The sequence below is a fragment of the Acinetobacter sp. L-24 genome, assembly GCF_056857555.1.
Map to the genome: position 1 here is coordinate 477,103 of NZ_JBSXNI010000044.1, position 11,989 is coordinate 489,091.

An 11,989-nucleotide genomic window follows, 5' to 3' on the forward strand; every position below is an offset into this window, starting at 1 on the left:
GGGCTAATATTTTTAAATTCAGAAACTTTGAATTCATTTATCCAGTTTTAAATTTGAATTCATATTTTTGAATTTAAAAGCGCAAGTTTAAATTCAAAGCCCGATTTAAATTTGAATTTGTTTTTATGAATTTAAATTCAAAACCACTTTCCAGTTTTAAATTCAAACTTTGATTTCAGGCTTATCTACAAGTGAATATGGCAAAATTCAGCTGTAAAAAAGGTTTTATTGAATTGTTATATTTATACTCAATTGATCAGTTTGTAAGCAATTGATTTAAAAACTGATCCGACCAATGGCAGGCATTTTTAAAGAGGCGCAATCATGCCTGAAAGCAGACAAATAAAAAAGCGATCACCGAAGTGATCGCTTTTTTTATCAGCAAGTTAAAGCCTAGATGGTCATATCTTCGCTCAATGCCAATGGATTCGGTAAAATTTTCGCCAGTTGGCGGCAAAGCACAGACAATTGCGCGCTGTCATTTGGCATCAAGGTGATGTGACCAATCTTACGGCCTTCGCGCTCTGACTTGTTGTAGAGATGCAAATGCGCACCTTCCAGAGCCAGAACATCTGCAGATTTTGGATGCTGACCAATGATGTTCACCAAGACAGTTGGACGGATCACTTCAGTTGAACCTAAAGGCAAACCAGCCACCGCACGTACATGATTCTCAAATTGCGAACATACGGCGCCTTCAATCGACCAGTGCCCCGAGTTGTGCACGCGTGGTGCCATCTCGTTGGCATATAAGCCTTTGTCTGTCACAAACAGCTCAAGGGTTAGGACACCGACATAGTTCAAGTGATTCAGCAGACGAGTGATGTAATCTTGCGCCACAGGTTGCAAATCTGCGCTGTTCGGTGCAGGCACAATCGAGTGCGACAGAATGCCGTTATGATGATGATTTTCAGCCAATGGCCAGGTTTTGACATCACCATCTTGACCGCGTACTGCAATAATTGATACTTCACGTGAGAATGTGACAAAGCTTTCTGCAATCAGCTCACCTGCAGGACCCAATTCTGCCCAGGCCTGATCCATCTGATCGGTCGAACGTAAAACGAATTGGCCTTTACCATCATAACCGCCACGCGAGGTTTTCAGTACGATCGGCAAGCCCAGTTCAGCTACAGCCGCCTGTAAGCTTTCCAGTGAAGTGACCGCTTTGTACGGTGCAACCGGAATAGCCAGTTCATCAAACAAGGCTTTTTCAGACAGACGATGCTGGGCAATCGCCAAAGCCTGACGCGGCGGATGAAGTTGCTTGCTTTGCGTCAGTACATCAACATCTGTAAGTGGCGTATTTTCAAACTCAAGGCTAAATACATCTGCACTATTAATAAAGTCTTGCAGACCATTTTCAGCCCGGCTCGAAATCACCGGACCCAAAGCAGCAGAAGGACAGTCTGTGCTGGCTTCAAAAAATGTACATTGAATATTTAATGGAAGTGCCGCTTGCGCCATCATACGACCCAGCTGACCGCCACCAAAAATACCGATGGTTTTATCCATAATCTGTGTCTCGACTTAAGCCTGGCCTGGAATATTGTTGCTTGCTACTTTATCTGTTTGCGCTGCACGGAAATCTGCAACATTTTTTGCGATTTCTGGACGGGTCAAACCCAGAATTTGCGCGGCCATAATGGCAGCATTGGTGGCACCGGCAGGACCAATCGCCAAGGTACCAACCGCAATCCCAGCTGGCATTTGCACAATAGACAGCAATGAATCAATACCGTTTAAAATCGAAGATTTCACAGGTACACCCAAAACTGGAAGATCAGTTTTCGCCGCACACATACCCGGTAAATGCGCTGCACCACCTGCACCAGCAATAATCACCTGAATACCACGATCACGCGCTTGCTCAGCATATTCAAACAGGCGGTCTGGGGTACGGTGTGCAGAAACAACTTCGGCTTCAAATGGGACACCAAGCTGCTTGAGCATATTGGCAGTGTGTTCGAGAGTTGCCCAATCTGATTGAGAACCCATGATAATACCTACGAGAGGAGTATCTTGTGCAGCAGCCGCATTCATTGCAAATTTTCCAGAGATTAAAGTGAGAAAAAATAAATCTCGACGAGAGAGCCAAGCTTGAATAGGAGTTGCCTATTATAGACTGAAATTGATTTGGTCTAAAGTTCAGCTCAAGAATTAAAATTATCTGTTGGGAAAATGGTCAAAAATAAAACAATAATTTTGCGGCTAAAAATACAAAAATAGGACATACATCACATTAAAAAAAAGTATAACTATCAATATAAAACTTTTTTGCAATGAATAACTTAATACTAAAACCTATACATTGGCAGGGCATTTTTATGTGGTACAAACTAAAAATCTGGCTACAGAATCCCTCAGAAAACTTATGGTTGATGCCAGCTCTTGGCGCCGTCTTTGCGACCTTTTTCTCGCTATTTGCAATCGCCAGTCGCTATTTTATCCCGACCAGCACTGTTCCCAATATCAGTACTGAAACTCTGAGCAGCCTGCTAGATATTATTGCTTCCAGCATGCTGGCAGTCACCACTTTTTCCCTGTCGATTATGGTCGCAGCCTTTGCGTCTGCCTCATCCAGCGGGACACCACGTGCCTATCAGCTGATGATGAGTGATGACAATACCCGCCTTGCTATCAGCAGTTTTATCTCGGCTTTTATTTATGCTGTAATTGCCAAGATTGCGCTCGGGCTTGGCTATTATGGTCCTGCAGGTAGATTTGTACTGTTTATCAGTACCATTTTGGTATTGATGTACCTGATTTATATCCTGATTCGCTGGGTACACACCCTGTCGCAACTGGGCAACCTCACCACCACCATTCACAAAATTGAAGTCGCTGCTTCTACGGCCTTGGCGGAGTTTCGACATCAGCCGAATTTTGGTGCCACCGGACAACGTCCAGAGCAAGCAGCTGCCTTTCATGTTTTTAGTACCCAGACCGGCTATTTCACCAATTTTAATAGTGAAGGACTGGAGCAACTGGCCGTCAGCCAACAGCTGCATATCCATCTTCCCCAGCTACCCGGAAAATTTCTGGATCCGATGACGGCACTGGCAGAGGTATATAGCGACCGCGCTTTCAGCCCGGAACAGCAGCAGGAGATCCGAAACTCCATTTTGAATCATGTAATCATTGAAACCAATCGCAGCTTTTTACAGGACCCGCGTTTTGGTGTGGTGGTGATGAGCGAAGTGGGGCAGAAAGCGATGTCTCCCGCAGTGAACGATGTTGGATCAGCGATTAATGCCGTTGATGCCTTAACCCGAATCCTGATTGACAGCAAGGCCGCTGAAGATTTACCGGAGCGGGATTGTCCGCATATCAGTGTGGATATCTTTGATCTCGGGGATTTGATTTACAGTAGTTTTGCACCAATGGCCCGAGATTGTGTGGGTTGTATTGAACTCAATCAGAGAATATTGAAATGTTTAGCGATGATTCAACATAATGTACCCGAACCTGAACTAAAACAGGCTGCAGAAATAATGGCGATTGAATTAATCCAACGCTGCCTGAATAAACTGGAATTTGAACCGGATCGGCAGAAATTACTTTCTGAATTTAGAAGCCATTTCCCCCTGATTCAGCTGAGCCATTAGATCAAGTTAAGGGGTACGGAAGACAAAATAGACACATCCACACAGACATAAAGCGGCCCAGAGATAATCCAGTTTAAAAGGCTGCTTAAACATGAAGATCATAAAAGGAACGAAGACCAGTAAGGTCACGACTTCCTGGGTAATTTTCATTTGACCCACCGCTAGTCCTTGCTGCGCCAGTAATCTGGTCGCCGGAATCATCAGGCTATATTCAAACAGGGCAATGGCCCAGCTGAATAAAATCGCTTGCCAGAGCGGCGCATCATGCGGCAAAAACTTTAAATGCCCATACCAGGCCAGGGTCATAAAACAGTTGGCAATTACCAGAAGAAATAAAGCCGGCAGCATTTGCATGCACTCTGCAAAAAAGTCGAACTTATTTTACGGTTTATTTGGCGAAAAGATATTGCATCGCTTTGAAATTTTCTTTGAATTTATCCGTGAAACAGGATTTAAAAAATCCCACAACAAGGCCAGAATTTTCACTATCTTTTCAGCTAAAGCCTTGCTATCGTTGCTTGCAAATTGAATAAATCATGACAACAGCACCAATATAAAGTGATGGGTCAGACAGGAACGGAGTGAAGTAGATGCATCTGCATATTTTGGGTATTTGTGGCACCTTTATGGGCTCGTTAGCGCTACTTGCACGCGATCTGGGCCACCAGGTAACAGGTTCAGACCTGAATGTGTATCCACCCATGTCGACCCAACTTGAAAATGCTGGCATTACTTTAATGCAGGGTTATGACCGCAGTCATTTGCAACCACATCCGGATCTGGTGATCGTCGGCAATGCCATGAAGCGTGGTATTGATGCAGTCGAATATATGCTGAATGCAGGTCTGCCTTATATTTCAGGTCCGCAGTTCCTGGCTGATCATGTTCTGCAAGGTAAACACGTGCTGGGTGTCGCCGGAACGCATGGTAAAACCACGACCACCACCATGCTGGCTTGGGTACTGGATCAAGCCGGTCTGGAGCCGGGCTTCCTGATTGGCGGTGTACCTTTAGGCTTTTCGGAAAGTGCGCGTCTGGGTGGCGGGAAATATTTCTGTGTTGAAGCCGATGAATATGATTCTGCTTTCTTCGACAAGCGTTCCAAGTTCGTGCATTACCATCCAAAAACAGCAATTTTAAATAACCTGGAATTTGACCATGCCGATATCTTCGATGATCTAGCCGCAATTCAAAAGCAGTTCCATCATCTAGTTCGTACCATTCCAAGCGAAGGCCGGATTATCGCGCCGATTACTGAGAGCAATATTGATGAAGTGCTGGAGCAGGGCTGCTGGACGCCTGTAGTGCGCACCAGTCTGGATGCCAACGGAAAATCTGAACTTTATGCAGAACAATTGTCAGCAGATGGTTCACATTTCAAAGTCCTGCAACAGGGCGTAGTCAAAGGCGAAGTACAGTGGAATATGACCGGGCAGCACTCGGTTGCCAATGCCTTGGCCACGATTGCTGCTGCTGAACATGTCGGCGTATCGATTGAAACTGCCTGTGAAGCACTATCGAATTTTGGTGGGGTGAAACGCCGTATGGAACTGTTAGGCACAGTCCGTGGTATCGAGGTTTATGATGATTTCGCCCATCATCCGACGGCGATTGATACGACCTTAGAAGGCGCGCGCAAACGTCTGGGTGAACGCAAACTCTGGGCAATTATTGAACCGCGCTCCAATACCATGCGCATGGGCAGTCACAAAGATGGCTTGGCTCATTCAGCACGTCTGGCCGATGAAGTGATCTGGTATCAACCGGAAGGACTGGACTGGGATCTGCAACCGGTCATTGAGGCTGCGCCAAACAAAGCCAAAGTTGCACGCACACTGGATGACATCATTCAGACCGTGGTAGCAGAGGCAGGCGAGGGTGATGCTGTAGTGATTATGTCGAATGGCGGTTTTGGTGGTTTGCACCAGAAGCTGATCACTGTTTTACAAGCATAAAAGAGATTTAAGTGAAATGAAGAAGCCCGCCTAGCGGGCTTTTTTTAGCATATTAAAACCTTGCTTCAGCAAAAGTGAACAGTTGTTCTGATCCTGCAATCCTATGATTTAAACATTGACCCAAAGAGCAGATTTATCTCTGAACTATCTCGGATGATCTTTTGTTGCAATCTGTACACAAGACTCATTGCAGCGCCATATCACTCAAGGCACAATCGAGAAGAACACAGGTATCTATAGGCCTGAAAGCCAGATCATAAATCAGCCCATCGCTGTCACTATATAAAAGTAATCGAGGCGTTCATTATTCTCGCTGAGTCAGGTCATTCTCATTCCTCATTCCATTAGGAGATGTGTCATGACAACGATGAAAGCGATGGTCTATTACGGCGCAAATGATATCCGCTTTGAAGACCGCCCAGTTCCCACCATTTTGCATCCCAGCGATGCCATCATTAAACTGGAAAAAGTTACCATCTGCGGTACCGACTTGGGTATCTGGAAAGGTAAAAACCCGGAAATTGAGCAGGAGGCTACGCGTAAAGAGGGCAGCTTTAAGGGACGTATTTTAGGTCACGAAGGTATTGGCATTGTGGAAGAAGTTGGTTCCGCCGTGCAAAACTTTAAAAAGGGCGACCGGGTGATTATTTCCTGTGTCAGCCGCTGCGGAACCTGTTAAAACTGCCAGAAACAGCTCTATGCCCATTGTCGCAATGAAGGCGGCTGGATCATGGGTTATATGATTGATGGCACCCATGCCGAATATGTACGCACGCCCTTTGCCGATACCTCACTCTATCATTTACCCGATGGCCTGAATCAAGATGTGGCCGTATTCCTCTCAGATATCCTGCCAACTTCACATGAAATTGGGGTGCAATATGGCGATGTCAAACCAGGCGACAATGTCGCGATTGTCGGGGCAGGGCCAATCGGCATGAGTTGTCTGCTCACCGCACAGTTTTATTCACCCGCCAATATTATTATGGTGGATATGGATGATAACCGGCTGGAATTTGCCAAGACTGTCGGCGCGACGCATATCATCAACTCTGCCAAAGAAGATGCCATTCAAAAGATTCTAGAGATTACCGATGGACGCGGGGTCGACTGTGCCATTGAAGCAGTGGGGGTGGAGCCTACCTGGAATATTTGCCAGCATGTCGTGAAGGAGGGCGGGCATATTGCCAACGTCGGCGTACATGGTAAACCGGTGAGTTTTGAACTGAACAAACTCTGGATTAAAAACCTGACCATCACCACCGGCCTGGTGAATGCCAATACCATAGGGATGTTGCTGAAAACCTGCTGTTCCGGCAAATTGCCCCTAGAAAAACTGGCGACCCATCATTTTAAATTTGCCGATTTTGAAAAAGCCTATGATGTGTTTAAACATGCCTCCAATGAGAAGGCCTTAAAAGTCATGATTGACATGAGCTAATCCACATCAGACAAAAAAGTCCGCTATGCGGACTTTTTTATTTTCAGCATTTACCCCTCAGATTAGAAATAGGGGACATAACCACGCTGCTTGTAGCCTTTTGGCGATGCCAGACTGGCCTGATTTTCTTCCAGGCGATAAAGCACTTTGAGGAATTCGGCAATTCCTGACTGCTGCAAGGCGTGTGGATCAAATTGCTTCAAACCTAAACGTGAAAATAAAGAAGAAATTTCACTGTGTTTATGCACATATTTCATTGACCATTCCGAGAAATGGGACTGCTCTACCATTGCATCTGCAAAACGTAAGACATTGTGATGGCGGAGATCCTGACAAATGCTCTGAAATAAACTTTCCACTACTTCAGCCTGACCTTCAAGACACTGGAAAAATTTGCCATGGGAATAATACAACACCCCATGAATCTGATGCTGAAGGTTGAACTTCCGGGCAGTGGCTAAAATATCGCTCAAATCTTGTAACAACTCTTGTTCAGATTCTATGCGTTCACTGGCATAGCAAAGCTGTAGCATCATGCCATCTCTCTAGAGGGAAGAATTAAAAACACAATTTAATCAATAATTTTAAATTAAGTCGACTATTTTTTAAGCAAATATCCGTTTTTGCTTACACGGTTTTCAGTTTGCATTTCTGGATTAAACTTTTAACAATAGTGCCTAAATTATTAAACGAATATTTTCATACACCTACCATGAACATGAGGATCACTTGATGTTAAAAGATCTGATTTTAACCCTCGCCTTGTTATGTGTGTGTTTTATCCTGATCATCACTTTAAATAATTGGCAATTCAGCGCTCAAACTAATCTGCTGATCAGTTCAATTTTTATTAGCTGGACGATCTTGAAATTTGTTGGGCATCGAATTTATTTTCATGCCAGTTACCTGCTGATCATGGCAATTTTAGTGATGCTGCAACAGTTTGAAGAAATTTTCTGGGCGATGACCGGGGTGATGGCAGGTTTCGGTTTATATACCCTGTTACAGGTTATATTGATTCCTGCCTTGAAAGAAAGACTCCATCTCTCTTTCGGGAAATCCCCTTGGATGGTTAAATAGTCGTTGCTGCGACATCGGCCAGACTTTGGTCACGTTTAAACATGACATCCACATAGGAACATTGTGGGATAATGGTTAAACTTTTTTCACGGGCAAAATCGACCAGTACATCCAGCATTTTTCGGGCAATACCGTGGCCACGCAGGGAATCATCGACCCAGGTATGATCGGCAATGATGACGGCATCGCCCCGCCATTGATAAGTGATCTCCGCCAGGCGACGTCCTTGATCTTCCATAAAAAATACACCACCACGTTTTGAATCTTGATATTTAATTTCCATACGAATCTAAACCTTTGTTGTCATTTTAAAATTATAAAACATCATTAAAGCGAGGCTCTCGCTCGAACACGGATTTGGCAAAAGGACATTTTGGAATAATCCTGATGCCGTGTTCACGGGCAAAATTCACAGCGGCCTCGACCAGATAATACCCGACGTGCTGTCCGCGTAGGCTGTCATCGACCCAGGTGTGTTCAATCACTAATTGATCTTCATTTACTCTGGAATAACTCATTTCTGCCAGACGTTTTTCATTTGGCTCTACAAACCATAAACCTCCAGTGTCCTGTTGCTGATGCTCGATCAACATACCGATCCTCTCCTTGTTTTTAAGCCAGACTGACATATTTTTCCCTGCTCTATTGTTAGATTTCTTTTAAAGGATTGTGAATCTGTCCTTCTGACCAATACCGCATTTTGCTCAACAGGTTTAAACTGCCGGCCGGTTCTTTTTATCAGATATGTATGTCCAGCTCTTCTTCCATCTCCTCGGTGACACGTCAATGGGTCTGTGTGATTGCTTTAGCCTCTGCTGCCTTTATTTTCAATACCACCGAATTTATCCCGGTGGCGCTATTAAGTGATATTGGCGCAAGTTTTTCCATGTCACCGACTCAGGTCGGGTGGATGCTGACAATTTATGCCTGGGTTGTGGCGCTGTTGTCTTTGCCAATGATGTTACTGACCAAAAATATTGAACGGCGCTTTCTGCTGATGGTTTTATTTGCGGTGTTTATTTTCAGTCATGTGCTGTCCTATTTTGCCTGGAGCTTTAGCATTCTGGTGCTGAGCCGAATTGGTATTGCCGTGGCGCATGCGCTGTTCTGGTCAATTACGGCGTCGCTTGCCGTGCGGGTTGCGCCAAAGGGCAAAGAGTTTCAGGCACTGGGCTTATTGGCTACCGGTACCGCCATGGCGATGGTTTTGGGAATTCCCTTTGGCCGGATGGTCGGGGAGGCCTATGGCTGGCGCAATAGTTTTGCCTTGATCGCAGTTGTGGCAAGCGTGGTCTGCGTACTGCTGGCCAAAACCTTGCCTTTATTGCCAAGTGTTAATTCAGGTTCACTCAGCAGTTTAAAAAGCTTGCTAAAACGTCCCAGCCTGATGCTGGTCTTTGCGCTTACCGTGCTTGTGATTAGTGCGCAATTTACCGCCTATAGTTATATTGAACCCTTTGCGCTGAATATTGCGCAATTCAGCTCTGCACAGACCACCAGCTTATTGCTGATTTATGGCGGTGCGGGCCTGATCGGGTCTTATGTATTTGGCCGCTTTGCACCGCATTTTCCCCGACTCACCATTCCGCTATTTACACTCGGGCTAGGGATCTCGCTGCTGTTATTGCTGCCCCTGTCTCAGGGTGTAATTCAGCTCAATAGCCTGGCGTTAATCTGGGGCATCAGCATTATTGGCTTTAGTCTGGCCTTGCAAGCCAAGACCTTAAATTTGGCTTCTGATGCAACCGATGTCGCCATGGCAATTTTTTCAGGTCTGTATAATGTCGGGATTGGCGGCGGCGCCTTACTTGGCGGTCTGGTAACGGCACATATCGGATTACATAGTATTGGCTGGGTAGGAGCCATCTTGGCTAGCCTAGGTTTTCTGATCAGCTTATATCTGATTCAGCGTCCGGATTTCTTAGGTAAGAAAGCGCCTTGAAGCATGATTTTTGTAAATGAAATTGTAGTCTTAGCAAAAATCTGTCATGCTTGCTGCACATTGAGCTACCGCTCAAATAAAATTTAGTTTGAACAAGGGGAGTAGCCTCCTCCAAGCGTTTAAGAATGAAATTTCAATTTTTAAACGTGTCAGAATATCGTCATTACACTTTGCAAAAAGTCGGTATCTGAGCATCTTGAAGTCACACTTTATATAAAAAAGTGGAACAGTAAGATGTAGGCAAGACCTTGATCATGTTGTTATAGATGTTTTTCATCTGGCAACTGGTCAAGGTTTTTTTATGGCTAGTTGTCCGATGTGGAGAATTCACATGGAAACCATTGGTACACTCTGGCTGTATCTCGTCTTTTTCGCGATTGTCGCAGTCATGCTGATAATCGATTTTGTCGGCTTTAAGCATCAGCATGGTCAGGAAGTTAAAGTCCGTACTGCTGCCTACTGGAGTATTGCCTGGGTCAGTGTCGCGACTTTATTTGGTGGCGGCTTATGGCTGTATCTGGAGCAGACCGCAGGCACGGCAATTGCCAATGCTAAGGTCATGGAATACTTTGCCGGTTATCTGCTGGAAAAATCCCTGGCGATTGATAACGTCTTTGTCTGGCTGATGATCTTCGCGGCCTTCGCCATTCCACCCGCACTGCAACGCAAGCTGCTGTTATATGGCGTACTGGGTGCGATTGTGCTCAGAACTATCTTTATTTTTATTGGCGCGTGGTTCGTGCAGGAATTCTCCTGGATTCTATATATCTTCGGTGCGTTCCTGGTGTATACCGGCTTCAAATTCCTGCGTGGTCAGCATGAAGAAGACAGCAATATTGAAGATATGGCGATTCTAAAATGGCTGCGTAAACATATGCGTATTACCCCGCAACTTCAGGGCGACAAATTCTTTGTCCGTCAAAATGGTTTGCTCTGGGCAACGCCGTTGTTCCTGGTCCTGATCCTGGTTGAAGCCTCTGATGTCATCTTTGCCGTCGATTCTATTCCGGCTATTTTTGCCGTCACCACCGATCCCTTTATTGTCCTCACTGCAAACCTGATGGCGATTTTAGGCCTGCGCGCAATGTTCTTCCTGCTCTCGGGCGCAGCCTCAAAAATGCATTATCTGCCTTATGGCCTCGGGATCATTCTGGTCTTTATCGGCTTTAAGATGCTGATGCTGGATGTGTTCCATATGCCGATCTGGATTTCTTTGAGCTTTATTGTGATTGTCCTGACTGTGACCGCGATCTTGTCGATTCGTCATAGCAAGAAATATAACGAAACCACCCTGTAAAAAGTAATCATCAAAAAAGCCTGCATCAGCAGGCTTTTTTTTATTGTTCTATCAGGGATAATTTGGGCCATTTTTGTAAAAACTGTTTGCTCAGCATGCGTTGTTCGAACACGGCATAACTGACTAAATTCGGATTTCAACGCAGCTTTAACTCAAATAAATCTGCTAAACCGAAAGGAGCAATCAACTCCAACTCATCATCTTTCAGGCGCAGTGCCAAGGCCGTGACAGTTTCTGGCCATAATGACAGCGCATGACTAATTAAAGTTAAAGGCTCAATACTTTCATTTTGATCGGTACGATACCACTCATGTACAAAGGCTTGATTGGTCACATCCCAACAGATATCTGGAAAATAGTCTTTTAACTGATCTGCAAGTTGCTGTTCTATAGCGCGAGCCTGCTCATTTTCATCATAGAAAATCACATCGACCTCAGTATGATTTATTTCATATTCCCAGCCATGTAAATGCGCCCAGATCACATGACGTAACACACCCGCTGCGACATAAGCGTCAGAGTGTAATTGTGCTAACTGATGCAAGATGCGCATTAAGGTCGGCTGCGCACGTACGATCTGTTGAAATTGATCATAATAATTGGATGGGGTCATAGAAGAATCTGGATCGCTATTTAAATATGAATGTTCATACAAACATGGCAATT

The 11,989-nt window shown here is 44.9% G+C and carries 13 protein-coding genes and 1 pseudogene; 7 read left to right on the plus strand and 7 right to left on the minus strand.

Features of this window, described 5'->3' with window-relative positions; genetic code table 11:
• Positions 1 to 393 precede the first annotated feature (393 nt).
• Together AC13CK_RS13890 and purE are read right to left on the minus strand one after the other, a co-directional pair.
• A complete protein-coding gene (locus tag AC13CK_RS13890) occupies positions 394 to 1,515 on the minus strand; it encodes a 5-(carboxyamino)imidazole ribonucleotide synthase (RefSeq protein ID WP_253147267.1) in 1,122 nt (373 codons plus the stop codon).
• Between the two features lie 15 nt (positions 1,516 to 1,530).
• Complete coding sequence (gene purE, locus AC13CK_RS13895; RefSeq protein WP_005104916.1) at positions 1,531 to 2,043, minus strand: 5-(carboxyamino)imidazole ribonucleotide mutase; 513 nt, start codon at positions 2,041 to 2,043, stop codon at positions 1,531 to 1,533.
• Between the two features lie 284 nt (positions 2,044 to 2,327).
• Here purE and AC13CK_RS13900 point away from each other — a divergent pair, with 284 nt between their 5' ends.
• Positions 2,328 to 3,608, plus strand: a complete 1,281-nt coding sequence (locus tag AC13CK_RS13900; protein WP_005245572.1) for a DUF2254 domain-containing protein — start codon at positions 2,328 to 2,330, stop codon at positions 3,606 to 3,608.
• 6 nt (positions 3,609 to 3,614) lie between these two features.
• On the opposite strand, the gene AC13CK_RS13905 is transcribed toward AC13CK_RS13900, so the two are convergent.
• Positions 3,615 to 3,956, minus strand: a complete 342-nt coding sequence (locus tag AC13CK_RS13905) for a DMT family protein (protein ID WP_005245571.1) — start codon at positions 3,954 to 3,956, stop codon at positions 3,615 to 3,617.
• A gap of 242 nt (positions 3,957 to 4,198) precedes the next feature.
• Here AC13CK_RS13905 and mpl point away from each other — a divergent pair, with 242 nt between their 5' ends.
• The 3 genes from mpl (at position 4,199) to AC13CK_RS13920 (ending at position 7,004) form a co-directional block, all read left to right on the plus strand.
• On the plus strand, positions 4,199 to 5,563 hold the full coding sequence (gene mpl / locus AC13CK_RS13910; protein WP_312328738.1) for a UDP-N-acetylmuramate:L-alanyl-gamma-D-glutamyl-meso-diaminopimelate ligase: 1,365 nt from the start codon (positions 4,199 to 4,201) through the stop codon (positions 5,561 to 5,563).
• Positions 5,564 to 5,921: 358 nt separating this feature from the next.
• On the plus strand, positions 5,922 to 6,242 hold the full coding sequence (locus AC13CK_RS13915; RefSeq protein ID WP_482831269.1) for an alcohol dehydrogenase catalytic domain-containing protein: 321 nt from the start codon (positions 5,922 to 5,924) through the stop codon (positions 6,240 to 6,242).
• Between the two features lie 51 nt (positions 6,243 to 6,293).
• Positions 6,294 to 7,004 carry a zinc-binding dehydrogenase gene (locus AC13CK_RS13920; RefSeq protein WP_482831270.1) on the plus strand — a complete coding sequence of 237 codons (711 nt, stop codon included), beginning with the start codon at positions 6,294 to 6,296 and terminating at the stop codon, positions 7,002 to 7,004.
• 62 nt (positions 7,005 to 7,066) lie between these two features.
• On the opposite strand, the gene AC13CK_RS13925 is transcribed toward AC13CK_RS13920, so the two are convergent.
• On the minus strand, positions 7,067 to 7,540 hold the full coding sequence (locus AC13CK_RS13925) for a BLUF domain-containing protein (RefSeq protein ID WP_314104529.1): 474 nt from the start codon (positions 7,538 to 7,540) through the stop codon (positions 7,067 to 7,069).
• Between the two features lie 196 nt (positions 7,541 to 7,736).
• Here AC13CK_RS13925 and AC13CK_RS13930 point away from each other — a divergent pair, with 196 nt between their 5' ends.
• Positions 7,737 to 8,084 carry a hypothetical protein gene (locus AC13CK_RS13930; protein ID WP_071851289.1) on the plus strand — a complete coding sequence of 116 codons (348 nt, stop codon included), beginning with the start codon at positions 7,737 to 7,739 and terminating at the stop codon, positions 8,082 to 8,084.
• Here AC13CK_RS13930 and AC13CK_RS13935 read toward each other — a convergent pair.
• Together AC13CK_RS13935 and AC13CK_RS13940 are read right to left on the minus strand one after the other, a co-directional pair.
• On the minus strand, positions 8,077 to 8,367 hold the full coding sequence (locus AC13CK_RS13935; RefSeq protein WP_071851291.1) for a GNAT family N-acetyltransferase: 291 nt from the start codon (positions 8,365 to 8,367) through the stop codon (positions 8,077 to 8,079). The genes AC13CK_RS13930 and AC13CK_RS13935 overlap by 8 nt on opposite strands.
• Before the next feature lie 31 nt (positions 8,368 to 8,398).
• Positions 8,399 to 8,677 (minus strand): GNAT family N-acetyltransferase, encoded by a 279-nt coding sequence (locus tag AC13CK_RS13940; RefSeq protein WP_005094867.1) that lies wholly within the window; start codon positions 8,675 to 8,677, stop codon positions 8,399 to 8,401.
• Between the two features lie 155 nt (positions 8,678 to 8,832).
• Here AC13CK_RS13940 and AC13CK_RS13945 point away from each other — a divergent pair, with 155 nt between their 5' ends.
• The gene (locus AC13CK_RS13945; protein WP_482831271.1) at positions 8,833 to 10,026 is read left to right on the plus strand and encodes a sugar transporter; all 1,194 of its coding nucleotides are present in this window, start codon (positions 8,833 to 8,835) and stop codon (positions 10,024 to 10,026) included.
• 331 nt (positions 10,027 to 10,357) lie between these two features.
• Entirely contained in the window at positions 10,358 to 11,323 is a 966-nt protein-coding gene (locus tag AC13CK_RS13950) for a TerC family protein (RefSeq protein ID WP_004728997.1), read from the plus strand.
• Positions 11,324 to 11,363: 40 nt separating this feature from the next.
• On the opposite strand, the pseudogene AC13CK_RS13955 reads toward AC13CK_RS13950, so the two are convergent.
• Positions 11,364 to 11,936, minus strand: a pseudogene (locus tag AC13CK_RS13955) (nucleotidyltransferase family protein).
• Between the last annotated feature and the right edge of the window lie 53 nt (positions 11,937 to 11,989).

Excerpts from the sequence above, each read along its gene's own strand:
- AC13CK_RS13920 (WP_482831270.1), top strand. The coding sequence starts at position 6,294 with ATGGGTTATATGATTGATGGCACCCATGCCGAATATGTACGCACGCCC.
- AC13CK_RS13925 (WP_314104529.1), bottom strand. The coding sequence starts at position 7,540 with ATGATGCTACAGCTTTGCTATGCCAGTGAACGCATAGAATCTGAACAA.
- AC13CK_RS13930 (WP_071851289.1), top strand. The coding sequence starts at position 7,737 with ATGTTAAAAGATCTGATTTTAACCCTCGCCTTGTTATGTGTGTGTTTT.
- mpl (WP_312328738.1), top strand. The coding sequence starts at position 4,199 with ATGCATCTGCATATTTTGGGTATTTGTGGCACCTTTATGGGCTCGTTA.
- AC13CK_RS13915 (WP_482831269.1), top strand. The coding sequence starts at position 5,922 with ATGACAACGATGAAAGCGATGGTCTATTACGGCGCAAATGATATCCGC.
- purE (WP_005104916.1), bottom strand. The coding sequence starts at position 2,043 with ATGAATGCGGCTGCTGCACAAGATACTCCTCTCGTAGGTATTATCATG.
- AC13CK_RS13940 (WP_005094867.1), bottom strand. The coding sequence starts at position 8,677 with ATGTTGATCGAGCATCAGCAACAGGACACTGGAGGTTTATGGTTTGTA.
- AC13CK_RS13935 (WP_071851291.1), bottom strand. The coding sequence starts at position 8,367 with ATGGAAATTAAATATCAAGATTCAAAACGTGGTGGTGTATTTTTTATG.
- AC13CK_RS13905 (WP_005245571.1), bottom strand. The coding sequence starts at position 3,956 with ATGCTGCCGGCTTTATTTCTTCTGGTAATTGCCAACTGTTTTATGACC.
- AC13CK_RS13900 (WP_005245572.1), top strand. The coding sequence starts at position 2,328 with ATGTGGTACAAACTAAAAATCTGGCTACAGAATCCCTCAGAAAACTTA.
- AC13CK_RS13890 (WP_253147267.1), bottom strand. The coding sequence starts at position 1,515 with ATGGATAAAACCATCGGTATTTTTGGTGGCGGTCAGCTGGGTCGTATG.
- AC13CK_RS13950 (WP_004728997.1), top strand. The coding sequence starts at position 10,358 with ATGGAAACCATTGGTACACTCTGGCTGTATCTCGTCTTTTTCGCGATT.
- AC13CK_RS13945 (WP_482831271.1), top strand. The coding sequence starts at position 8,833 with ATGTCCAGCTCTTCTTCCATCTCCTCGGTGACACGTCAATGGGTCTGT.